This window comes from Clostridium culturomicium (assembly GCF_000821305.1).
GTDB lineage: Bacteria > Bacillota > Clostridia > Clostridiales > Clostridiaceae > Clostridium_J > Clostridium_J culturomicium.
This window is the reverse complement of the sequence record NZ_CCXK01000014.1, coordinates 211,531-233,671: the sequence shown is the minus strand read 5'-3', so window position 1 is coordinate 233,671 and position 22,141 is coordinate 211,531. Positions and strand designations below refer to the sequence as shown.

The 22,141-nt window shown below is 32.7% G+C and carries 23 protein-coding genes; 20 read left to right on the top strand and 3 right to left on the bottom strand.

Annotated elements, in window-relative coordinates; all coding sequences use genetic code 11:
• Positions 1-216 precede the first annotated feature (216 nt).
• The 11 genes from BN1075_RS05045 (at position 217) to BN1075_RS04995 (ending at position 11,397) form a co-directional block, all read left to right on the top strand.
• A complete protein-coding gene (locus tag BN1075_RS05045) occupies positions 217-2,001 on the top strand; it encodes a flavocytochrome c (RefSeq protein WP_040191995.1) in 1,785 nt (594 codons plus the stop codon).
• A 257-nt stretch (positions 2,002-2,258) separates the two neighbouring features.
• Entirely contained in the window at positions 2,259-3,212 is a 954-nt protein-coding gene (locus BN1075_RS05040) for an ABC transporter permease (protein ID WP_040191994.1), read from the top strand.
• Positions 3,202-4,182, top strand: a complete 981-nt coding sequence (locus tag BN1075_RS05035; protein ID WP_040191993.1) for an iron chelate uptake ABC transporter family permease subunit — start codon at positions 3,202-3,204, stop codon at positions 4,180-4,182. Before BN1075_RS05040 ends, BN1075_RS05035 begins: the two co-directional genes overlap by 11 nt.
• Positions 4,182-4,937, top strand: coding sequence for an iron ABC transporter ATP-binding protein (locus tag BN1075_RS05030; protein ID WP_040191992.1), 756 nt, complete (start codon positions 4,182-4,184; stop codon positions 4,935-4,937). Before BN1075_RS05035 ends, BN1075_RS05030 begins: the two co-directional genes overlap by 1 nt.
• Positions 4,938-5,081: 144 nt before the next feature.
• Entirely contained in the window at positions 5,082-6,041 is a 960-nt protein-coding gene (locus BN1075_RS05025) for a siderophore ABC transporter substrate-binding protein (protein ID WP_040191991.1), read from the top strand.
• A gap of 121 nt (positions 6,042-6,162) precedes the next feature.
• Positions 6,163-7,587, top strand: coding sequence for a type I glutamate--ammonia ligase (gene glnA / locus BN1075_RS05020; protein WP_040191990.1), 1,425 nt, complete (start codon positions 6,163-6,165; stop codon positions 7,585-7,587).
• Between the two features lie 388 nt (positions 7,588-7,975).
• A complete protein-coding gene (locus BN1075_RS05015; protein WP_052406395.1) occupies positions 7,976-9,100 on the top strand; it encodes a LysM peptidoglycan-binding domain-containing protein in 1,125 nt (374 codons plus the stop codon).
• A gap of 138 nt (positions 9,101-9,238) precedes the next feature.
• The gene (locus BN1075_RS05010; protein WP_040191989.1) at positions 9,239-9,568 is read left to right on the top strand and encodes a TIR domain-containing protein; all 330 of its coding nucleotides are present in this window, start codon (positions 9,239-9,241) and stop codon (positions 9,566-9,568) included.
• 58 nt (positions 9,569-9,626) lie between these two features.
• Positions 9,627-10,274, top strand: coding sequence for an HAD family hydrolase (locus tag BN1075_RS05005; RefSeq protein ID WP_040191988.1), 648 nt, complete (start codon positions 9,627-9,629; stop codon positions 10,272-10,274).
• 25 nt (positions 10,275-10,299) lie between these two features.
• Positions 10,300-10,770: a pyridoxamine 5'-phosphate oxidase family protein gene (locus BN1075_RS05000; protein ID WP_040191987.1), complete on the top strand. Its 471-nt coding sequence runs from the start codon at positions 10,300-10,302 to the stop codon at positions 10,768-10,770.
• Between the two features lie 99 nt (positions 10,771-10,869).
• Positions 10,870-11,397, top strand: coding sequence for an MgtC/SapB family protein (locus BN1075_RS04995; protein ID WP_052406394.1), 528 nt, complete (start codon positions 10,870-10,872; stop codon positions 11,395-11,397).
• Between the two features lie 76 nt (positions 11,398-11,473).
• Here the strand turns inward: BN1075_RS04995 and BN1075_RS04990 are convergent, their stop codons facing one another.
• Both BN1075_RS04990 and BN1075_RS04985 read right to left on the bottom strand, forming a co-directional pair.
• On the bottom strand, positions 11,474-13,507 hold the full coding sequence (locus BN1075_RS04990) for a M56 family metallopeptidase (RefSeq protein WP_040191986.1): 2,034 nt from the start codon (positions 13,505-13,507) through the stop codon (positions 11,474-11,476).
• Positions 13,504-13,893, bottom strand: a complete 390-nt coding sequence (locus BN1075_RS04985) for a BlaI/MecI/CopY family transcriptional regulator (protein ID WP_040191985.1) — start codon at positions 13,891-13,893, stop codon at positions 13,504-13,506. The genes BN1075_RS04990 and BN1075_RS04985 overlap by 4 nt, the downstream gene beginning before the upstream one ends.
• 422 nt (positions 13,894-14,315) lie before the next feature.
• On the opposite strand from BN1075_RS04985, the gene BN1075_RS04980 reads away from it, so the two are divergent.
• The 5 genes from BN1075_RS04980 (at position 14,316) to BN1075_RS04960 (ending at position 18,292) form a co-directional block, all read left to right on the top strand.
• Positions 14,316-14,807, top strand: a complete 492-nt coding sequence (locus tag BN1075_RS04980) for a MogA/MoaB family molybdenum cofactor biosynthesis protein (RefSeq protein ID WP_040191984.1) — start codon at positions 14,316-14,318, stop codon at positions 14,805-14,807.
• A gap of 188 nt (positions 14,808-14,995) precedes the next feature.
• Positions 14,996-15,991 carry a GTP 3',8-cyclase MoaA gene (gene moaA / locus BN1075_RS04975; protein ID WP_040191983.1) on the top strand — a complete coding sequence of 332 codons (996 nt, stop codon included), beginning with the start codon at positions 14,996-14,998 and terminating at the stop codon, positions 15,989-15,991.
• A gap of 88 nt (positions 15,992-16,079) precedes the next feature.
• Complete coding sequence (gene moaC / locus BN1075_RS04970; protein WP_040192371.1) at positions 16,080-16,583, top strand: cyclic pyranopterin monophosphate synthase MoaC; 504 nt, start codon at positions 16,080-16,082, stop codon at positions 16,581-16,583.
• Between the two features lie 26 nt (positions 16,584-16,609).
• Entirely contained in the window at positions 16,610-17,041 is a 432-nt protein-coding gene (locus BN1075_RS04965) for an MOSC domain-containing protein (protein ID WP_040191982.1), read from the top strand.
• 36 nt (positions 17,042-17,077) lie between these two features.
• On the top strand, positions 17,078-18,292 hold the full coding sequence (locus BN1075_RS04960) for an MFS transporter (RefSeq protein ID WP_052406393.1): 1,215 nt from the start codon (positions 17,078-17,080) through the stop codon (positions 18,290-18,292).
• A gap of 38 nt (positions 18,293-18,330) precedes the next feature.
• On the opposite strand, the gene BN1075_RS04955 is transcribed toward BN1075_RS04960, so the two are convergent.
• Positions 18,331-19,185, bottom strand: a complete 855-nt coding sequence (locus BN1075_RS04955; RefSeq protein ID WP_040191981.1) for a choline kinase family protein — start codon at positions 19,183-19,185, stop codon at positions 18,331-18,333.
• Between the two features lie 216 nt (positions 19,186-19,401).
• Between BN1075_RS04955 and BN1075_RS04950 the strand changes: the two genes are divergently transcribed.
• Genes BN1075_RS04950 through cbiB form a run of 4 tightly spaced genes read left to right on the top strand, consistent with a single transcriptional unit; the run spans position 19,402 to position 22,140 of the window.
• The gene (locus BN1075_RS04950; protein ID WP_040191980.1) at positions 19,402-19,974 is read left to right on the top strand and encodes a bifunctional adenosylcobinamide kinase/adenosylcobinamide-phosphate guanylyltransferase; all 573 of its coding nucleotides are present in this window, start codon (positions 19,402-19,404) and stop codon (positions 19,972-19,974) included.
• 49 nt (positions 19,975-20,023) lie between these two features.
• Complete coding sequence (locus BN1075_RS04945; protein WP_040191979.1) at positions 20,024-20,779, top strand: adenosylcobinamide-GDP ribazoletransferase; 756 nt, start codon at positions 20,024-20,026, stop codon at positions 20,777-20,779.
• Between the two features lie 15 nt (positions 20,780-20,794).
• Positions 20,795-21,172, top strand: a complete 378-nt coding sequence (locus BN1075_RS04940; protein ID WP_040191978.1) for a bifunctional adenosylcobinamide kinase/adenosylcobinamide-phosphate guanylyltransferase — start codon at positions 20,795-20,797, stop codon at positions 21,170-21,172.
• 20 nt (positions 21,173-21,192) lie between these two features.
• A complete protein-coding gene (gene cbiB, locus BN1075_RS04935; RefSeq protein ID WP_040191977.1) occupies positions 21,193-22,140 on the top strand; it encodes an adenosylcobinamide-phosphate synthase CbiB in 948 nt (315 codons plus the stop codon).
• Position 22,141: the final 1 nt, after the last annotated feature.

Here is a 22,141-nt window from a genome sequence, read left to right as displayed (position 1 = left end):
AAATAAATATTTCAACTAAAATTATACCATAAAAAGGTAAAAGTATAAACATAAAATGTAAAAAAGACGGAAATTTAAAGAGTATTGCGAAAATTGTATGCAATATGTACAAGTAGAGCTCTACATGATACTATAATGATAGATAAAAAAATAACAAAGTTTTTGTTTAAGTTAATTTAAACTATATTGTAATACTTTATGTATGGGGGAGAAAATATGAAAAAGCTAAAACTAATGACCATGGCATTAGCAGCAGTTATGAGTATATCTATGCTTGTTGGATGTACTGCTAAGTCAGAGGATGGAAACAAAGGAAAAGAAGAAAGATTAAAGGCTGATATTGTTGTTATTGGAGCTGGCGGAGCTGGTATGACAGCTGCAATACAGGCGGCTCAAGATGGAGCAACAAATGTTGTTGTACTTGAAAAAATGCCTCAAACAGGAGGAAATACTATTCGTACTACAGGTGGTATGAATGCAGCAGCAACAGAGCTTCAAAGTAAAGAAGGAATAGAAGATTCAGTAGAATTAATGGTTGAAGATACGATGAAGGGCGGAAAAGACCTTAATGATACTGAATTAGTTAAGGTATTAGCAGAGAACTCATCAGATGCTGTAAAGTGGGTAAATGAAAATGGTGGGGATTTATCTGAAGTTGGAATGTTTGGAGGAGCAAGTGTTAAGCGTATCCACAAGCCAGAAGGTGGTGCCGCTGTAGGACCAATGCTTGTTCAAATGTTAAATGAGAATATAGAGGAATTAAATATACCTGTAATGCTGGAAACAGAAGCAGAACAGATTGTTGTTGAAGATGGTAAAATAGTAGGGGTTAAAGCTAGTAATGAAGAAGGAGAATTTACAATAGATTGTAAATCAGTTGTTTTAGCAACAGGAGGATTTGGTGCTAATGCAGATATGGTAGTTGAATATAAGGAAGAACTTAAGGGTTTCGGAACTACTAACCATGCTGGTGCAACAGGAGACGGAATAAAGATGGCTAAGGAGCTTGGGGTTGAATTAGTTGATATAGAGCAGATTCAAACACACCCAACAGTACATCCAGAGACTCAAACTATGTACACAGAAGCAGTTAGAGGAAATGGAGCAATATTAGTTAATAAAGACGGTAAGAGGTTTATAGATGAACTTCAAACTCGTGATGTAGTATCAGAAGCAATTCTTGCTCAGCCAGACGGAGTATCTTATATTGTTTTTGATCAAAAGGTAAGAGATGGATTAAAAGCTATAGAAAAATACATTTCTGCTGGAATAATCTTTGAAGCAGATACAATTGAAGGTTTAGCAGAGCAAATAGGTGTTGATGCTGCAGTTTTAACTGAAACTATGAGCACTTATGCAGCTGCTGCAGAGTCAGGAACAGATGCTGAATTTGGAAGAACTTCAATGGAGGAGACATTAACTACTCCTAAATATTATGCAGGTTTATGTGCTCCAGCAATTCACCACACTATGGGTGGAGTTAAGATAAATACTAGCACAGAAGTATTAAAAGAGGATGGAACTGCTATTGCAGGTTTATTTGCAGCAGGTGAGGTTACTGGTGGAGTACACGGTGCCAATAGATTAGGTGGAAATGCTGTAACTGATATAGTTGTATTTGGACGTATAGCAGGAACAAATGCTGCAAAATATGTTGCAGACAATGGCGGACACACAGAAGCTACAATAAAGGTTGAAAAAGAAGAAAAAACTGCAGCTCCAGAGGTTGATGGTGGATACAAGGATGGAGTTTACACTGGAACAGGTAAAGGAAACGGTGGAGATGTGACTGTAGAGGTTACTGTAGAAGGTGGAAATATAGTTAAGGTTGAATTAACAGACCATAAAGAAACTCCAGGTATTTACGAAGGAGCTGAAACAGCAGTAGTAAATGCAATAATAAAAACACAATCAACAGAGGTTGATTCAGTAACAGGAGCTACACTAACAAGTGAGGCTATTAAAAATGCAGTTGCAGAAGCTGTAAAGGAAGCTAAATAATATAAATATATTAAAGAGGAACACATGAAAGCAAATAGAGTTTTCATGTGTTTTTTATTTTTTGCAAAGAGCGAAAAATGAAGATATTTTAAGTAAATAGAAAGTTGAGTGAAATAATCGGATATAAAAGCAGAATAATGCAATTGAAAATTATTATCATTTAGTATATGATAATTACAAGGTGAAAACAATTATCAATTAAAAATAAAAATCGGTAAAGAATAGTAGATTACATAATTAACATTATAGGAGGACATATGAAGAAGAGATACTTAGTTCCAATATTTATAATATTGGCTATAGCATCAATATTTATTGGAGTTGAAAATATAGGAATAAGCGATATTTTAAATTTAAATCAAGAAAAATTAAATATATTAGTTTTGGCGAGATTACCGAGACTTATTAGTATAATTACTGCTGGGGTTGGGATGAGTGTGGCTGGAGTTATAATGCAGCAGATAAGTAATAATAAATTTGTGTCTCCAACAACGGCAGCAACTGCTGATTCAGCAAAGCTTGGAGTGTTGATGGCAATGCTTATTTTCCCAGGTGCAATTTTAATGCAGAAGATGATTACAGCCTTTACTTTTGCATTACTTGGAACTTTCATATTTATGAGCATACATAGAAGAATAAAATTAAAGAACACAATCTTTATTCCATTAGTAGGAATAATGGTGGGAAACGTTATTGGGTCCATAACTGATTTCTTTGCCTATAGACATAACTTAGTTCAAAGCATGGGAGCTTTTCTTCAAGGTGATTTCTCAATGATTATAAAAGGAAATTATGAAATGCTGTACTTAACAATACCATTATTAATAGTAGCTCTGCTTTATGCAAATAAGTTTACCATTATAGGTATGGGTGAAGATATTTCTGCTAATTTGGGACTGAATTATCAAAGGGTTTCCAATATAGGGGTTATATTAGTAGCACTCATTTCAGCAATAGTAGTAATAACCGTAGGTAATATACCTTTTATAGGACTCATTGTACCTAATATAGTTTCGATTTTCAAAGGTGATAATCTAAGTAAAAATATATGGGATACGGCTCTGTTTGGGGCAATATTTGTCCTAGCCTGTGATATGATTGGAAGAATTGTAATTTTCCCTTACGAAGTGCCAATAAGTCTTACAGTAGGGGTAATCGGAAGTGTAATATTCCTTTACTTAATAATCAGGAGGAATAAAAATGAAGGTTAAATCGTTAGAAGAAAAAGATTATAGAGATAGAAAAAGATTATTTATTCTTGGAGCAATAGCAGTAGTGGCGATAGGATTATTTCTGTTTCAAGGCTTAAATGCAAGAAATTTTAGCTATAACTTATCCAGAAGAATTCCAAAGGTAATAGCAATTGTTTTGACAGGAGGTTCTATAGCATTTTCGTCAATGATATTTCAAACAGTTACTAATAATAGAATTTTGACTCCAAGCATACTTGGACTTGATTCATTATACATGTTTATCCAAACAATATCGGTATTTTTGTTTGGTGCATCAAGTGTATTTATGGTTAATAAAAATGTGAATTTTTTAGTGTCAGTAGTTGTTATGCTGGCTGGAACCTTAATTTTATATCAGTTTTTATTTAAGAAAAGTGGAAAAAATAATCTGTTCTTTTTATTGTTAGTTGGAACAGTATTGGGAACGTTGTTTAAGAGTATGACTTCCTTTATGCAGGTATTAATTGATCCTAATGAGTTTGAAGTTCTTCAAAGTAAGATGTTTGCAAGCTTTTCTAATGTGAATACAGATATATTAATAATTTCAATAGTAGCTGTGCTTATAATAGTTGTTTTGATTTATGACCAACTTGGAAAACTAGATGTAATGCTTCTTGGAAGAGAGCAGGCCATTAACCTTGGAATTGATTATGATAAGTTTTCTAAAAAAATTCTTTTAATTGTGGCTGTACTTGTATCAATATCAACGGCACTAGTTGGACAAATTACCTTTTTAGGGTTGTTGGTAGTTAATCTTAGTTATCAGTTCTTTGAAAGCTATAAGCATAAATATCAGATAATGGGTGCTGTATTAATTAGTATTATAGCCTTAGTTGGCGGGCAGTTTGTGGTGGAAAGAATATTAAATTTCAGCAGCACTGTGAGCATAATAATTAACTTTATCGGTGGAATTTACTTTATATATCTTCTGCTGCAGGAGGGAAAATAATGATTGAAGTAAGAAACTTAACAAAAAAATATGGAGATAAGACGGTAGTGGATAATGTATCTCTAAATATAGAAAAAGGAAAAATAACTTCCTTTATTGGACCTAATGGTGCTGGAAAAAGTACAGTTTTATCTATGATAGCAAGAATTATGGACAAGAATCAAGGTGATATCGTTATAGATGGGACTAATCTTGAAAATTGGGATAGTGGAGAATTAGCTAAAAAGCTTGCTATATTAAAGCAGTCCAATAATATCAATGTGAGATTAACCATAAGAGAAATTGTAAGCTTTGGAAGGTATCCGCATTGTCAAGGAAGACTTACCGCGGAGGATATAAAGCAGATTGACGCGGCAATAGAATACATGGAACTGAAGGATATTGAAAATAAATATTTGGATGAATTAAGTGGCGGGCAGAGACAGAGAGCTTATATTGCAATGGTAATAGCTCAGAATACGGAATATGTGTTTCTAGATGAGCCCTTAAATAATCTGGATATGAAGCATTCAGTTCAGATGATGAAGGTATTAAGAGGACTTGTGGATGACCTTGGAAAGACTGTAGTAATAGTTATGCATGACATAAACTTTGCATCAGTATATTCAGATAGGATTGTAATTCTGAAGGATGGAAAAATTGCAAAGGATGATGTTACATCAAATATAATTTCTAAGGATATTTTAGAAGATATTTATGAAATTGATTTTAATATAAGTCATATAAATGGCAAGGATATATGTGTGTATTTTTAATGAAAAGTCATATAGGTTTTCTTTTATTGAATTGAAATTAGCTTTGATTTTAAGGTATTCAATACTTATAAAGCAGAAATGAAAAAGAAATTAAATAATAATGAAAAAAGAAATTAAATAATAAATAGAAAGAAGGTAAAATTTATGAATAAGAAAAAATTAGGTATAATAATAGGAATCGCAGTAATTGCAATAGTAGGTGTTTTAGGAGCAGGTAAGCTTGTAGGAAAAAATGATGGACAAGCAGTTAGTGAAACGATAATGATAAAACACGATTTAGGGGAAACTGAGGTGCCAATGAACCCTGAAAGAGTTGTAACCTTAAGCTACTCAACTTTGGATATATTAGATGAGATGGATTTAGAAGAAAAAGTTGTAGGAACTGCAAAGGATAACTTACCTTCATATTTAGATGAGTATAGTGATGAGAAGATTGTAAGTGTTGGAAACTTAAAAGAATTTAGTCTTGAAACAATAAATGAACTAAAGCCAGATTTAATAATTATAGAAGGAAGACAAACAGATTCCTATGAAGATTTAATGGCTATAGCTCCAACTATACAATTAGGAACAGATAATACGGATTATTTTGGTTCCTTAGAAAGAAATCTTACAGTCTTAGGTGAGATTTTTGGCAAAGAAGATGAGGCTAAAAATCAATTAGCTGCTTTAAGTGAAAGAGTTGAAAAAATTAGTGAGAAAGTTAAAGGCGAAGGCTTAAATGCTTTAGCTTTAATGGTTAGTGATGGAGCAATGAGCGTCTATGGAAATGGCTCAAGATTTTCTTCAATCTATGATAATTTTGGGTTTAAAGCTGCAGATACAGAAATTGAGGTATCAAAGCATGGACAAAATATTTCTTATGAATATCTTTTAACTAAAAATCCTAACTATTTATTTGTTATTGATAAAGCATCTGCAACTGGAAGTTCAGAAGAGCCTACTGCTGCTAAAGATATTTTAGATAATGAGCTAGTTAAGTCTACAGATACTCATAAAAATAATAATATAATATATCTTAATGGCCCAGCTTGGTATGTTGGTGGAGCAGGACTTCAATCAGCTGATTTAATGATTAAGGATATAGAAGAAGCTATAAAATAATTATGGAAATAGGCATGGAATTCATAGAAATTCAATGCCTATTTTTTCATGGTATAACATATAATTTATAGAACCTCTTGAAAGTGTTTAGTTAATTCGTAGTATGAAAGAAGGAAATTATATGTTTAATAGTTACAAAGAGCTTGAAGCTTATGTAAAGGAAAGAGATATTAAAATTATTGATTTTAAAATTATAACCTTAGAGGGAAAATGGAATCATCTATCTATACCGTCTGTAAGATTAAGTGAAAGACTTTTCAAGGATGGGATAGGTTTTGATGGGTCAAGCTATGGCTACTCCTCTATAGAAAATTCAGACATGTGCTTTATACCAGATATATCAACTGCCTTTGAGGATTGCTATTGTGAGGAGCCTACATTAAGTATGATTGGGGATATATATACTGTTGGGAAACAGGAAGGGAGATTTTCAGGAGATCCACGATATATTGCTGAAAAGGCGGGACAATACTTAAAAGCAGAACACATTGCAGATGAATTTATAATTGCACCAGAATTTGAGTTTTATATATTTGATAACATTGCTTACGAAGTTAAGAATAAACATCAAGAAGTTACGATTAACTCTAAACAAGCTTATTGGAGCAGTAATGAGAAAAATGATAATGGATATAAGGTGACCTTTCAAAAGGGGTATCATGCTGGACTTCCTAATGATGTAGATAACGATTTGAGAAATAAAATGATTTTAAAGCTTGAGGATATGGGAATTGATGTGAAATATCATCATCATGAGGTGGGAGCAGCAGGACAGTTAGAAATCGAAGTTGAGCTTGAAAATATGCTTCATATGGCTGATGGAACCATGAAAGCAAAGTATGTTATTAAAAACGAAGCAGTGGCAGCAGGGAAAACAGCTACCTTTATGCCAAAGCCACTATATAATGAAGCTGGAAGCGGAATGCATATTCATATGCTTTTAAGAAAAAATGGACATAATTTATTTTTTAATGAAGCGGGCTATTCAAGATTGAGTGATGAGGCTTTATACTTCATTGGAGGAATATTAAAGCATGCAAAGGCATTGCTAGCCTTCACAAGTCCATCAACTAACTCCTATAAAAGACTTATTCCTGGCTTTGAAGCTCCAGTTTCAATCTGCTTTGCCACAGGTAATAGAAGCTCAGTAATTAGAATACCAGGCTATGTAAAGAATCCAGAGGTAAGAAGATTTGAATTCAGGCCTTCTGATGCAACCTGTAATCCATATATAGCCTACTCTGCAATTTTAATGGCTGGTATTGATGGAATAAAAAATAAAATAAATCCAACAGCAGAAGGCTTTGGACCTTACGATATAAATGTATTTGATCTTCCAGAAGATGAGAGAAGTAAAATTGGTGCACTTCCAACCTCATTGGAAGAAGCTTTAAATGAACTAAAAGCAGATTATGAATTCTTATTATCAGGGGATGTTTTCCATAAAGAGTTTATTGAAAACTGGATTAACATTAAAGAAGGGGATATTTCAAGTATTAGAAATGTACCAAATCCTATAGAATTTGCATTGTACTATGATTTATAAGTGACACTCCAAATATATGATTTGGTTAGTGGAACTTCCACAGAGTGTATCTCTGATTTGGGTCCTCGAACTTACTCCTTCGAATAAAAAGAGAAGGAGTTTCCTTATTAATCTACGCATTAAAATAACCTTAATACATTTATATATTGAGGTTATTTTTTTGTACATATATGAAGTAGAACAGAGGGTGATTAAAGTGTTTTGAAGTAAAGCTTGAGGACGATGAATCTATGAAGGATATTATAATTATCGGAGCAGAAGTATAAGCAGGTGGAAGGTGTATTAATACCTATAAATTAGCAAATGAGTGCATTCAGTTAATAAGGCATTTGTAAAATGTACACAACAAAATTATTTTTACATAGTATATCATAGAGGTGATTTTGACATGCAAAGTGTAAATTCAGGCCAATATCGAGGCATTGATATAAGTAATTGGCAAGGTGATGTAGATTTCTCGCAGGTTAAGGCTAGCGGAGTAGAAATTGTATATATTATGACAACAGAAGGAACGGGATTTGTAAATCCTTATCTTGATTCATTTTATAGTGGAGCTAAAGCAAATGGATTAAAAGTTGGGTTTTATCATTATTTTCTAGGAAGTGATAACCCAATAGAACAAGCTAACTATTTTGCTAGTAAAATAGGAGATAAAGTACCAGATTGCAGATTAGCTCTTGATTTGGAAAGTGCTAACGGCCTTGGAGCTACAGCTTTAACTACTAATGCTATAGCATTTTTGCATCAGGTTGAAAAGTTGACTGGTAAAGCAGTGGTTGTTTATACCTATACTAGCTTTGCAAGAAATAATATAGATTCTAGATTAGGCGTATTTCCTTTGTGGATAGCTGAATATGGAGTGGATACACCAGAGAGTAATCCGGCATGGGATAGTTGGATTGGATTCCAATATTCAAGTACTGGAAGTGTACCGGGAGTTAGTGGCGATTGTGACATGGATGTATTCATGAAAGAAATACTATTATCAAATTCAAGCTCAGATAGTACACCTATACCACCAGAAATTCACACCTCAGATAATTATTATATAGTACAGTCAGGGGATACTTTAAGTGGAATTGCAGAAGAATACAATACAACCTATCAAGTATTAGCTCAACTTAATGGTATAAGAAATCCTAATTTAATATATGTAGGTGAAAAAATATTATTGCCGGGCGGAAGTTCTGGTGGAGGATCAGGCAGCGGAAGTTCAGCATCTTACTATATAGTACAGCCAGGAGATACGTTGAGTGGAATAGCTGAAAAATACAACACAACTTATCAGATACTAGCACAGCTTAATGGTATTTCAAATCCTAATTTGATTTATGCAGGTCAAAAAATATTGTTGCCTAGTGGAAGTTCATCATCTTATTATACAGTACAGTCAGGGGATACCTTAAGCGGTATAGCAGAAAAATATAACACCACTTATCAGCATTTAGCTCAAATAAATGGAATATCAAATCCTAATTTAATTCATCCAGGTCAAATTATAAAGATAAGTTAACCTAAGGAAGCATTTTCATATTAATTTGGAAAATGCTTCTATTTTTGTTGGAATAAATGGTATAATTAAAAGATGTATGTGGAAATTAAATTAATTAATAATATAGATAAATGGAATGTTATTAGAAAGAGGTAAAAGATGGTTGGAAAATATAAGGTTGTAACTTTATGTGGCAGTACAAAATTTAAAGAGGATTTTATAAGGGTTCAAAAAGAGTTAAGCTTAAAAGGGATTATAGTAATTTCAGTAGGTTTATTTGGTCATGCCGATGGTGAATTTGGAACAATTATTACAGATGAAACTAAGGTTATGCTTGACGATATGCATAAAAGAAAAATTGATATGGCAGATGAAATTTATGTAATTAATAAAGATGGATATATAGGCAGTAGTACAAGAAGTGAAATTCAGTATGCTAAGGACACTGGGAAGAAGATTAAATATATGGAAGAAAGCTACTTTGTATAAGCTATATAAGTAGAAAGGAAATTAGATTTTAAGCAAATATAGAGGGGAGAATTTAAGAATGACGAAGGAAAAAGTAGATGGAATTATATTTGATTTAGATGGAACCTTATGGGATTCTACAGAAATTATTTTAAAGGTATGGAATGATGCTGCTAATGATTTTAAAGAAATAACGACAACGGTAACTGTGGAGGATATTCAATCAGCTATGGGGCTTTTACTATTGGATATTGGAAAGAAATTTTATCCATATTTAGAGGAAGAAGAGATTAAGGAAATAGTTAAACACTGTAGTAAAATTGAAAATGAATATCTTAGTATTCATGGTGCAAAGCTATACGACAATCTAGAGGAAACCTTAAAGAAGTTATCAAAAAACCATAAATTGTTCATTGTGAGTAATTGCCAGGATGGATACATAGAAGCCTTTTATAAAGCACATAATCTTGAAAAATATTTTGTGGATTTTGAAAATCCAGGCCGTACAGGGATGCCTAAATGGGAAAATATTAAGCTGATAGTTGAAAGAAACAACTTAAAAAATCCTGTTTATGTTGGAGATACAGCAGGAGACAGAAAGGCTGCAAAGCTGGCAGGTGTACCTTTTGTATTTGCTAAGTATGGTTTTGGGGATGTAGAAGATTATGATTTTGTTGTTGATAAACTTGAAGATGTGGCAGGTTTAGAGTTTGTTGAGTTAGATTAAGAGTGTAAATTAAGGGGGGAAAGTAATGTTTAAGTCTATGAGGAATAAGAAAAGAGAAGTATCGAGGGAAGTTGTAGATGTAATTTTACAAAGAGGAGAGTATGGAATTTTATCTACTATTGGAGAGCATGGATATCCATGCATAACGCCATTAAGCTATGTGTATATGAATAATTGTATTTATTTTCACTGTGCAGAGGAAGGAGAAAAGCTGGATAACATAAGAAGAAATGGTAAGGTTGCATTTTCAGTAGTAAACGATACAAAAATAATACCTGAAAAATTTACTACTGATTTTAAAAGTGTCGTAATTTATGGTGAAGCGAAAGAAATAGACGGTGAAGCTAAGAAGGAAGCTTTAAGGGGAATAGTTAAGAAATATTCACCAGATTTTATTGAAGCCGGCGAAAGATATATTGAAAAATCTTCACATGTTACTAAGATAGTTGAAATCAAGATTGATCATGTTACAGGAAAGGTAATAGAAAGACAATAGAAGAGTGATATATCATATATCTCATAATTTGGACACTTGAATATAATAGAGTAATTAATAAAACAGCATTCAAGGTGGACTTGATTAAGGAGATATCATATGAGTTATAAAACTATAGTAGTGAGGCTTTTGGTTGCAGTATTAGTAGGCGGACTTTTAGGATATGAACGTGAACATGAGGATAGTCCTGCAGGGTTTAGAACAAATATTTTAGTTTGTTTAGGTGCTGCTATTATTTCATTGATAAGTGAAAGTGATTTGAAAGCTGCCATGGAGCTAGCTAAGAACTCAGCATATCAAGGAATCATAAAAGTTGATATGGGGAGGCTTGGAGCTCAGGTTGTAAGTGGAATTGGCTTTCTTGGAGCTGGAACAATACTTAGAGATAAGGGTTCAATCAGAGGATTAACTACAGCTGCAACTTTATGGCTTGATGCATGTTTAGGTTTAGCAGTAGGTCAAGGGTTATATAGTTTGGCTATAACTGGAGCAGTGATAGTAGTAATTACTTTATCTTTATTGAAAAGAGCGGATAAAGTAATTAATAAAAGAAAGAGGAAAGCAAAAAAAGAGGAAAAAGAGCGTAGTGACTTAAGTCTTTACTCAGATGATGATGAAGATGATTAATAAAAGAAAGCCATTAAGGAGTCGAATCCTTAATGGCTTTCATAGTTAAAGGGGATTATCAGAAGTAGTATAGGAATTAACCTCCATTTACTATATCCCACCATAGCTCATCGGGGGCACCAGTAGATACAAAATTCTCTACAACCCAGCCACTTTTTTCACTATAGGAAAGATATAACCATCTAGTATTTTCGCCTTTAACAAAATCAGAGTTTCCAGGTTCAGAGACATTAATTTCAATTTCGTAGTAGGCTTTAATAATATCAGGATGCGTTGAATTGCTTCTTTGTAGCCCATTAATTACTAATCCAGAATCAATTTTAATTGTATCCCAAGTCTTTTGACCTTCTTCAATAGTTGTATTATTAAGTGAATTAACAGTATGGTTGGCAATGAAGGTGAAATCACTATCTATCATTGCTTGAATATATGCCTCACATAAGGTCACTGGATCTGAGAAAATTCCAGGAGAATCAGTAGTTGAAGTATCCTCAGCAATATCCATTGGTTCAGGATTATAATACTTTTTATTAGGAGTTATCTGTGGTTGATTAATGAATCCTTGTACAAGCCATGATTTATTTTCTTTAACTAAAGAGATACATCCATCAATGACTTGAGTTTCAGAAGTACCATCCTGTTGATAAGTTAATTTAGCACTTAACGAATAATCATAGGATAACTTATTTTCAATTGAATCATCTCTAATAGTTAATTTTATATCACTAACCTGCAAGGTATAGCCGTAGTCATAAGCAGATTGAAGATTTCTTAATATGTCTGTGTTTTTAATAAGACGTTCCCCAAAGGCTGGAGTTATATATTCACTAATATTTTTTAATACAGCATCAGAGTATATTTTCCCACCATCCTCAGTCATTGTAATCAGAGCACCATCATCACGTTGGTGTACTACACCTTTTGACATTTGCTCTTCAAATAAGTCCTGTAGATCCTTTAATAAAAGAATGTTATCAACTTCATAATAACCCTTTAAAAAGGCAGGAGCTGTTTCTTCCTCAGGAGAGGATTTTTGTGAACTTTGGCAGGCAACTAAAGAAGAGCCACAAAGGACTACGTCTAGGGTGAAGGTAAGAGAAAGAATTCCTAATTTCTTTTTTCTATTATCGAAAATATTTCTAAATCTTTTTTTCATGTTTTCTACACCTCCATTAAAGTTTGTAGATAATATAGAATTGCAGTTTGTTTTGCTATGCATTACAGCTAGAATAGCTTCACTGTATTTATTTTTATAATCATTATTCATATTTTTAACAACCATTTCATCACAGTAAAATTCCAGGTCTTTATTAGCCTCTTTAACCATAATATATACTGTTGGGTTAAACCAGTGGAGGCTGTTAGCTATAGTTAAAAGTAGCTTGTAAGATATATCATGCCTTTTAATGTGAATTAATTCATGCTTTAAAATTATGGATAATTCATCAGATGGGATTTGATTATCCGGCAATAGTATCATGGGTTGAAATAGTCCTAAGGCCATAGGGCTTAGTATCTTTTTACAAGTCATTATTTTAATTGGTCGTGTAATATTAAGTTCATTACAAGTTTTTTTGAAGATAGTTAATGTAGTCCCATCGGATATGGGTCTGCTCCATCGAAGAAGGTTTTTCTTAAAGCTGAAGTAACCAAGAGACTGGTAAATTAAATATAAGAAAGAAACTATAAGCCAAATAATTGATACCATTTTTAATGGAGTAATATTAAGAGAGGGCATTGACTTAGTAGTATTTTTATTAACTGTATCAGAAATAGGGGTTAAAGTGGGAGTTTCATTTAGACTCTCAAAGGATTCTGGTGAATCATGTGAAGTCTGAGTATTCTCATTATTAGGGTTGGTACTTGAAATTTCATTATCATTATGAGCAGAGTTTTCCAGTGTAATTGGAATAGGTATTTTTAAGGCTGTTTCAGGTAGATTTATATTTATTGGGATAATTAGTCTTAAGCCAATTATAAGCCAAAGGATATATTGCCATTTTGATGCATATTTTTTCCTTATAATAGGGGATATCAATAATAAAGGAATTATTACTAAAGAAGTTGATATTGTAATTTCGATTAAACTTAGAAATAGTTTTTCAATCACTTAAACTCCTCCTTTGTTTTATCTAGGAAATTTCTTAGTTCGGCTAACTCATCCTCATCGATTTTATTTCCGGCATATAGAGTTGAAATAAAATTTTTTAATGAGTTGCCATAAAGTTTTTCAAGAATTGATTTTCCTTCATTTTGAAGGTAGATACTTTCATCAACTATAGCAGAGTATAGATTACCTTTACTATGTTTTTCAGCATGTACAAAACCTTTATCTACAAGTCTTGTTAGTAAAGAAAGGATAGTAGTGCTGGCTAGATGTTTTTTTTTATTAATCTGGCTTTCTATATAACTTCTAGATACAGGAGTATTAGCTTTCCAGATAATAAGCATTATATCTAACTCAGAATCAGGCAGTCTTTTTATATTTTTTATCATTTAAATTTCCACCTTTCTACAAATGTAGTAGCTATATATTAATAATACTATATCTTGATGGGAAAATAAATAATATGTTCAAAAATATGTAAAAATTCAGTGAAAGATATTTGCAAGAAAAAATATACATTTAAACAAAATATAAATAATATATGGTATAATTTACATGAGACTTAAATGATAAGCTAAAAGTGACATTCCAAGTCTTTGATTTGGTTAATGTGAAGTTAAGGGAGAGTCTAAAAGTTATGCTCCAAATTTATTATTTGGTAAGAAAAACTTTCACAGAGTGTATCTCTGATTTAAGTACTCGAACTTATTTTTCAAGTACTCCTTTGAATGTATATGAAAAGGAGATTCCTATAACATATATAACAATTTAAAATTAAAAATTAAACATAATAATTTTAGGTGGTGTATTTATGGTAAAGGCAGCGATCATAACAGTGAGTGACAAGGGGTCGAAAGGTCAAAGAATTGATGAGACCGGACAGATGTTGAGAAGTTATCTGGAGGAAAATGGGTATGAGATTAAATACTACACAGTAATTCCAGATGAAGAAGATCATATTGAAGTTGAGCTTAAGTATATAAGCGATGTGCTTCAGTTTCCCCTTATAGTTACCAATGGTGGTACAGGCTTTGCAAAAAGAGACATAACTCCAGAAGTGACCTTCAAGGTTATCGATAAGTACGTTCCAGGAATTGGGGAAATAATGAGAATGAAAAATTTACAAAAGACTGAAAGATCAATTTTATCCAGAGGTATATGTGGAATTAGAAAAAACTCGCTTATAGTTAATCTTCCAGGAAGTCCAAAGGGTGCAAAGGAAAATCTAGAGTGTGTTTTACCAACACTTAAACATGGAATTGATATTTTAACAGGAGATGCTTTTGAATGTGCCAGAAAATAGTTTTAAAGGCTTAAATCAAAAGTATATTTTTGCTATCGAAACTTAATTAATAGAGGACTTCTTGCTAAACTGCTTTTAAGGAGTTCTCTATTAAATTAGCATACTGGACTGAAAATGTTAGCAGGAAAGTTGTGTTTTCTCGCTAGATTGAATAAACCTTGATTTTATTTATAGAAAAGGATGATGAGATGGAAGATATTCAAGGTCGCAAAATTGATTATTTAAGAATTTCTCTTACGGATAAGTGTAATTTGAATTGTGAATATTGTATGCCAAAGGGTATTTGTAATGAGAAGGTTACAATGAAAATGGAACTTGAAGAAATTAATGAAATAATAAAAGCCTTTGCTGACCTTGGTATAAATAAAATCAGATTTACGGGAGGTGAACCTTTAATAGTTGAAGGAATTGAAGAGATTATAAGGAGCACTTCAAAAATTAAAGGAATTGAAGATATATCTATTACTACTAATGGTATTAATTTAGCTGAAAAAATTGAAGCCTTAAAGGAAGTAGGGATAACCAGAATTAATGTTAGCATGGATACTTTACAGGAAGATAAATATGAGCAAATTACTGGAAAAACAGGTCTTTCTAAAGTAAAGAATGGTATTATCAAGGCAATGAATTTAGGCGTAACACCAGTTAAATTAAATGTTGTAATGATGAAGGAAATAAATATGTCAGAGATGAGTGATTTTATTAATTTGACTCGAAGCTATGATGTAGATGTTAGATTTATCGAATTGATGCCTATAGGTGCAGGAATAAAATTATTTAAGGATAACTTTATTAGCGCTAATGATGTAATAAAGGAACATCCAGAGTTAATAAGACTTGGACACCAAAAGGCTTCAACTGCAGAACTTTTTAAAGTTAAAGATGGCAAGGGAAGAATTGGGTTTATTACACCTCTTAGTTGCAAGTTCTGCAATGAATGCAATAGAGTAAGGTTGACCAGTGAGGGTAAAATTAAGCCTTGTCTTCATAGTGAGGAAGAATATGATATATTGGAATATGCAAGACAAGCTGTTAAGGCTCAAGGAAGGGAAGAATACTTTAATTCTCACCAGATATTAAAGCTTAAAATAGAAAAAATTATATATAACAAACCGGCAGAGCACACATTGGTGGAAGATGGCAGAAGTAAAAGTCATAGGGCCATGTTTCAGATTGGAGGATAAGGTGTCTGATTATAATAATCTTCAAGAGAAGGAAGTTAACAATATTACCAATGAAGTAAACATAGAAGTATCCAATGAGTATATTGATATTAATAAGCAGACAGAGGAGCAGCTGACTCATATAAATCCACAAGGAAGAGCTCGAATGGTAGATGTTAGTGAAAAAAAGAAAACTAAGCGCGAAGCTGTTGCCTGTGCGTCTATTTATATGAAGAGAAATATTCTTGAAAGAATTGAAAGGGGAGACATACATAAAGGTGATGTATTGTCAGTAGCCCAAGTTGGGGGAATTATGGGGGCAAAAAAAACAGCAGATATAATTCCAATGTGTCATCCTATTTTTATGACAGGTTGCGATATAACCTTTCAAATGGATTATGAAAAAAATAAAATTGATATAACAGCTACAGCTAAAGTCGTTGGAGAAACTGGAATTGAGATGGAAGCTTTAACAGCTGTGACTGTGGCAGCTTTAACCATTTATGATATGTGTAAAGCAATAGATAAAACTATGACCATATCAGACATTAGACTTCTTAGGAAAATTGGCGGAAAGTCTGGAGAGTTTAACTTTGAAGAAAATAAGTGTTAGTAAACTTAAAATAAGGTGGAATGATTATGGCAAAAGTTTTAGGAATTAATTTAAGTGAAGTTAAGGGGGTTGTAAAAACACCCATAGAAAAAGGGTTTCTGAAGGTGGACTTTGGCCTTGAAGGTGACGCACATGGAGGAAGCTGGCATAGACAAGTAAGTTTATTAGGTATTGAAAGTGTAGATAAAATTCGTGAAAAAGCTATAATAGAATTAACACCAGGAATATTTGCTGAAAATATTACGACAGAGGGGATTATCTTATATGAGTTGCCAGTTGGAACAAGACTTTCGATTGGACAGGCTGTCTTAGAAGTGACTCAAATAGGAAAAGAGTGCCATAAGGGATGTACCGTAATGAAGACGACTGGCGATTGTGTTATGCCAAGAGAAGGAATATTTACAAAAGTAGTTGAAGAAGGCTGGATAAAGCCAGGTGATGAGATAAGAATTATATAATAGAATAATGTAAGGGCAGAATGAAGAGGAGAAAAAATGACACAAGAGAAACAAAACAAGAAAAGAACCGTTACTACTTTTATTTGGGTATATATAATAACTTATTTAGCATTTGCTTTTGGTACGGTGCAGATAGTTCCATACTTGACCAGTATTGGATATTCACCAGTTGAGAGAGGAATTTTAATCTCATCCATAGCAATTGTAACTATTATTGTTCAGCTTATATTTGGATATCTATCAGATAAATATAAAACGGTAAAGAAACTATTTATTGTAATAATGATAGTTTTTGCTGCGGCTAGCTGGCTATTTTACACAGTAGACTCAAGGCAATTTATTTTACATTTAATTTTGGTAGCTCTATGTGGAGGTTTTTCCAACCTTGGTATGGGTGTACAGGATAACTGGGTTCTTGAAACAGATGAAAGAACGCGAAATTTATATAGTGTTATCAGAGCTTTTGGTTCTTTTGGATGGGCTATCGGTGGAATAACACTAGGTTATTTGATTAATTCCTTTGGCTACAAATCCTTAAGCGTTACAGTTTTATTCTTTACAGTAATCACATTGGGGGGATGTTTACTTCTCGGAGATGCATCTAAAAGCAATGACCCAACAACACAGAGTATTACAAAAGCTGATGTTAAGGAGCTACTTACCAACAAAGCATATATTTTAGTTATAGTAGTTCTATTTTTACTTAGCTGTATTCAAATGTTTAATAACTATACCCTCATAGATAAAATAATGATACTAGGTGGGACGAGCAAAGAGGTTGGAATAACAGCAACTATAAAGGGATTGGTGGAATTACCACTTTTCTTAGCAGGGCCAATGATTCTAAGTAAGTATAAGGCAAAGGCATTACTCATAGTTTCAGCTATTGCATATACTATTCAATTTGTATTATTTGGATTTGCTACGACTGTATCAGGGCTTTTGTGGTTAATTGGATTACAAGTGTTAACAAATCCATGCTTAATAATTGCATCAAAGGTAATGATTGATGAATTAACTAGTGATGCATGCAAGTCAACAGGACAGTTGGTGGCAATGAGCATATATACTGGGGGAGCATCTCTTTTAATACCGTATTTAAGCGGGGTCCTTACAGAATGGAAGGATGTAAACTTTACATTATTTTTTGCAGCTTCTTTAGGAATTGGAGCTTTAATGCTAATTCCATTGATTAAGAAACCTAGAAGAGTTATACATCGTCATGAGAATAATGACATAAATATTAAATAACATAAAATTAGCATGTAACTTATCTTAGAAGTTACATGCTATTTTCTTATGCTTTCAAAGTTCAGCAAATCCTCGAAAATCATATTTGCACCTTTGAAATAATCATATTCACTAGTGGAATCCTTTGATTTTAAAAGGGACCAGGTGGCATTATAAAGCTTAACAATATAAAGATAATCTAGGAGTTTTTCGTAGTACGCATCCGTATAATGTCCAAAGTAGCTTTTTAGCAGATATTTTCTACAAGCAGTATTCATAAACCAGCCAACTGTGGCAAGGTCAAAGAATACATCGCCCATGGCAGCATATTCATAATCCACAAAGTAAAGGTTATTATTATGCAAAATCATATTTGAAGCATTTAAATCATTGTGACAAAGACCTAAGTGCTTATTTTTGTTTAATTTAATTTCTAATTTCTCTAGGGTATTTAAAATTGTATTGATAGAATCAGGAAGTTGAATTTTATAATCCATACACAGTTTTATTCGACTTTGTATATGGTCATAAAGCTGAAACTCCTCATCACAGGTTAAAGTATGAAGCTTTTTTAATCTTTCAGTTACAAGATCAATAAACTCCAAGGTCTGAAAATCCTCTTCGCTTGGCATATTACCATTAATCCAAGGGCTAACCATGTGACCAGTTTTAACCTCATAATAACAAGGTTTATCGCATAAGCCTAGTGTAGAAGCCTTATCTATAACCATAAGCTCCAGACCTCTATTGGTATGAAGGTAGGTATGAGGACATAATCTTAAAAAATAAATTTTGTTATTATAAATAATCTTATAGTTGTCACTGCTAAGACCGCCAGCTTTTTCAATGAACTGTAAAGCTGATAGATCCCAGTTTAAATTGTGTTTTAGAAAATCCTTAGGAGATAAGTTCATTTAATTCACCCTTTTTTAATTAAGAATTAAGAAATTCTACATTCAGGCATTCTTAATTAGATTTTTGATTTTAGTTAGTTTTAATTAATACAATTACGAGTTTAATCTACAGTTCAATGTTGATTATAGCAGAAAAAGGTTTCATTTCAAATTGATTATTATTTAAGGAAGATATAAGATAGAGTTGGAGAAGTTTGAAGGAGGTGAAGGAATAGGATGAAGGTGTTAGTTATAGGAGGCTCCAAAAGTGGCAAGTCAATGCTAGGACAGGATATTGCAAAGGCTCTTGAAGATAAGAGAGGAAAGCTTTATTATTTAGCAACTATGAAGCCTTATGATAAAGAGGATTTAAACAGAATTGCAAATCATTTAAAGGATAGGGAAGGCTATGGATTTATAACTATAGAAGAAGAGCTGAATATGAAGAAGGTTTCTGAAGTTATGAATCCAGAGGATGCAGTGCTTTTAGACAGTATAACCTCCCTTGTTACAAATTCTATGTTTAGGGGAAATGACTTCTTTGATAGAATTGTAGAAGAAGTAGTTAAAGGTGTAAACTATATTGGGGAAAGAGCTGGAAATATGGTTATTGTTTCTGATTATGTATTTTGTGATGGAATAATGTATGACTCTTATACTGAAGCTTTTAGAAGAGAGCTTGGCACAGTGAATAGGCGATTGTCTGAACTTTCTGATGTTGTAATTGAGTGTTCCTATGGTAATGTGATTTGTCATAAGGGACAAGAGTTGTTAAAGGAAACTCATTCTCATATTCATTCGAATGAGTAAATTCCATTAACCAAATGTAAAATTTGGATGTTAACTTAAAGGAGATATTATGAAGAAGTATTTTAAAGGATTTTTAATGGCGGTAAGTATGTTTACTATTATTCCACTGCCTCATAACATTTGGGATGATGAAGGTGGAAAGCACATTATGAAGTTTTATCCTGTGGTGGGATTAATTGTTGGATTTATATGGTATGGAGTTTATAAAGTATTACAACTTTTAGGAGCTTCCACCATGATAACAGCAGCGATAATAATGATTGTACCATTTATACTAACGGGTATGCTTCATCTTGATGGTTTTATGGATGTTTGTGATGCTCTTCTTTCTAGAAGAAGTAAGGAGGAAAAGTTAAGAATACTAAAGGATTCTCACACTGGTGCTTTTGCAGTAATTGCTCTTGCTATGCTTTTTACAGTAAATTTTGCTGCAGTGTATACCATTGTGGATATTAACACTAATCCTCTAGGGTTTATATTTATTCCTATAATTTCAAGAAGTCTTATTGGATATCTTTTATTATCAAAGGAAGCAATGAAGGGAAGCTCTTTAGGAGCATTTTTTAAACAGGGTACAGGGGTTGTAGACAGAGCTTTACTTATGATGGCGTTAATTGTTGCAACTTTTACAGCTATAGTATTTATAAATGTAAACGCTGGGATAATGGTTTCTGTAATGATTGTTACTGCATTATTATTGGTGGATAACTGCTGTAGAGAGTTTGATGGAATTTCAGGAGATACAGCTGGCTTTGGTCTTGTTATGGCAGAGACTGTTGGAATATTAATATTAGCATTAATTTAAGGGCGGTGAAATGGTATGATATTAGTTATTGGTGGTGCTTATAGCGGAAAGCTGGAATTTGTAAAAGAAAACTATGGAGTAGATAATGGGGATATTTTTTATTGTCAGGATGGTAATATAGACTTCTCAAAAAAGGTTATATCAGGGCTTCATAAATTTACTTATGAAAATTCACTTCATGGAAAAAATTCTTTAGAGGTTATAGAGGAAAACTTAGAATTACTTAAGGATAAGATAATTATTTGTGATGAAATTTCAAGTGGAATAGTTCCACTAAAAAAAGAGGAAAGAGTTTGGAGAGAGGATACAGGAAAGTGTCTTCAAAGGTTAAGCAAAGAAGCAGAAAAGGTTTATAGAGTTTTCTGTGGAATACCGACAGTACTTAAGAAATAACTAGAAAAGAAGGTGTGAAAGTGAAGGAAATTACTATTGGTTTCATATTGGATTTGATAATTGGAGATCCTCAAAATCCGTATCATCCAATAAGATTTATTGGAGCTTTATGTAAGAAGCTAGAAAGTTTTTTTAGAAGTAGGTTTAAAAACAATTTAAAGATTGCAGGGTTAGTAACTTGGCTTGTTGCTGTATTTAGTGTGTATATTCTAAGTAGCATTATATTATGGGTTATTGGATATTTTAGCTGGAGTTTGGCAACAATCGCTGCTGGAGTAATGATATATTTCTGTATTTCGACTAAAGCGTTGAAGGTTGAGGGGCTTAAGGTAGTATCTTTTGTTTTAAAGGATGACATAGAGGGAGCAAGAAAACAGTTATCTTATATTGTGGGACGAGATACTATGAATTTAGATAAAGAAGCAATTTTAAGAGCTGTTATAGAAACCATTGCTGAGAATATGGCAGATGGAGTAATAGCACCGTTATTATATGCAGGGATTGGTGGAGCACCTTTAGCTTTTGCATATAAAGCAGTAAATACAATGGATTCCATGTTTGGTTATAAAAATGATGAGTATATGGACTTTGGATTTTTTCCAGCAAAGATAGATGATGTTTTCAATTTTATACCAGCAAGACTGGCAGGATATCTTACAGTTGCTGCAGCATATCTTTTAGGTTTCAATGGAGAAAGGTCTCTAAGAATTTATAATAGGGATAAATTTAATCATAGCAGCCCCAATAGTGCACATCCAGAGGCAGCGTTTGCAGGAGCTTTAGGAGTAAGACTTGGTGGCGCAAATTACTATTTTGGAAAGTTAGTTGAAAAGCCAACTATAGGAGATAATTTGGAAGATATAACTGTTAATAAGGTGAATGAAGCTAATAAATTGCTATATGTGGCTTCAACTATGGGGTGGCTTGTGGCATTACTTATCAATAAGTTGATTTATATGTTTATATAAT

Excerpts from the sequence above, each read along its gene's own strand:
- BN1075_RS05045 (WP_040191995.1), top strand. The coding sequence starts at position 217 with ATGAAAAAGCTAAAACTAATGACCATGGCATTAGCAGCAGTTATGAGT.
- BN1075_RS05040 (WP_040191994.1), top strand. The coding sequence starts at position 2,259 with ATGAAGAAGAGATACTTAGTTCCAATATTTATAATATTGGCTATAGCA.
- BN1075_RS05035 (WP_040191993.1), top strand. The coding sequence starts at position 3,202 with ATGAAGGTTAAATCGTTAGAAGAAAAAGATTATAGAGATAGAAAAAGA.
- BN1075_RS05030 (WP_040191992.1), top strand. The coding sequence starts at position 4,182 with ATGATTGAAGTAAGAAACTTAACAAAAAAATATGGAGATAAGACGGTA.
- BN1075_RS05025 (WP_040191991.1), top strand. The coding sequence starts at position 5,082 with ATGAATAAGAAAAAATTAGGTATAATAATAGGAATCGCAGTAATTGCA.
- glnA (WP_040191990.1), top strand. The coding sequence starts at position 6,163 with ATGTTTAATAGTTACAAAGAGCTTGAAGCTTATGTAAAGGAAAGAGAT.
- BN1075_RS05015 (WP_052406395.1), top strand. The coding sequence starts at position 7,976 with ATGCAAAGTGTAAATTCAGGCCAATATCGAGGCATTGATATAAGTAAT.
- BN1075_RS05010 (WP_040191989.1), top strand. The coding sequence starts at position 9,239 with ATGGTTGGAAAATATAAGGTTGTAACTTTATGTGGCAGTACAAAATTT.
- BN1075_RS05005 (WP_040191988.1), top strand. The coding sequence starts at position 9,627 with ATGACGAAGGAAAAAGTAGATGGAATTATATTTGATTTAGATGGAACC.
- BN1075_RS05000 (WP_040191987.1), top strand. The coding sequence starts at position 10,300 with ATGTTTAAGTCTATGAGGAATAAGAAAAGAGAAGTATCGAGGGAAGTT.
- BN1075_RS04995 (WP_052406394.1), top strand. The coding sequence starts at position 10,870 with ATGAGTTATAAAACTATAGTAGTGAGGCTTTTGGTTGCAGTATTAGTA.
- BN1075_RS04985 (WP_040191985.1), bottom strand. The coding sequence starts at position 13,893 with ATGATAAAAAATATAAAAAGACTGCCTGATTCTGAGTTAGATATAATG.
- BN1075_RS04980 (WP_040191984.1), top strand. The coding sequence starts at position 14,316 with ATGGTAAAGGCAGCGATCATAACAGTGAGTGACAAGGGGTCGAAAGGT.
- moaA (WP_040191983.1), top strand. The coding sequence starts at position 14,996 with ATGGAAGATATTCAAGGTCGCAAAATTGATTATTTAAGAATTTCTCTT.
- BN1075_RS04965 (WP_040191982.1), top strand. The coding sequence starts at position 16,610 with ATGGCAAAAGTTTTAGGAATTAATTTAAGTGAAGTTAAGGGGGTTGTA.
- BN1075_RS04960 (WP_052406393.1), top strand. The coding sequence starts at position 17,078 with ATGACACAAGAGAAACAAAACAAGAAAAGAACCGTTACTACTTTTATT.
- BN1075_RS04955 (WP_040191981.1), bottom strand. The coding sequence starts at position 19,185 with ATGAACTTATCTCCTAAGGATTTTCTAAAACACAATTTAAACTGGGAT.
- BN1075_RS04950 (WP_040191980.1), top strand. The coding sequence starts at position 19,402 with ATGAAGGTGTTAGTTATAGGAGGCTCCAAAAGTGGCAAGTCAATGCTA.
- BN1075_RS04945 (WP_040191979.1), top strand. The coding sequence starts at position 20,024 with ATGAAGAAGTATTTTAAAGGATTTTTAATGGCGGTAAGTATGTTTACT.
- BN1075_RS04940 (WP_040191978.1), top strand. The coding sequence starts at position 20,795 with ATGATATTAGTTATTGGTGGTGCTTATAGCGGAAAGCTGGAATTTGTA.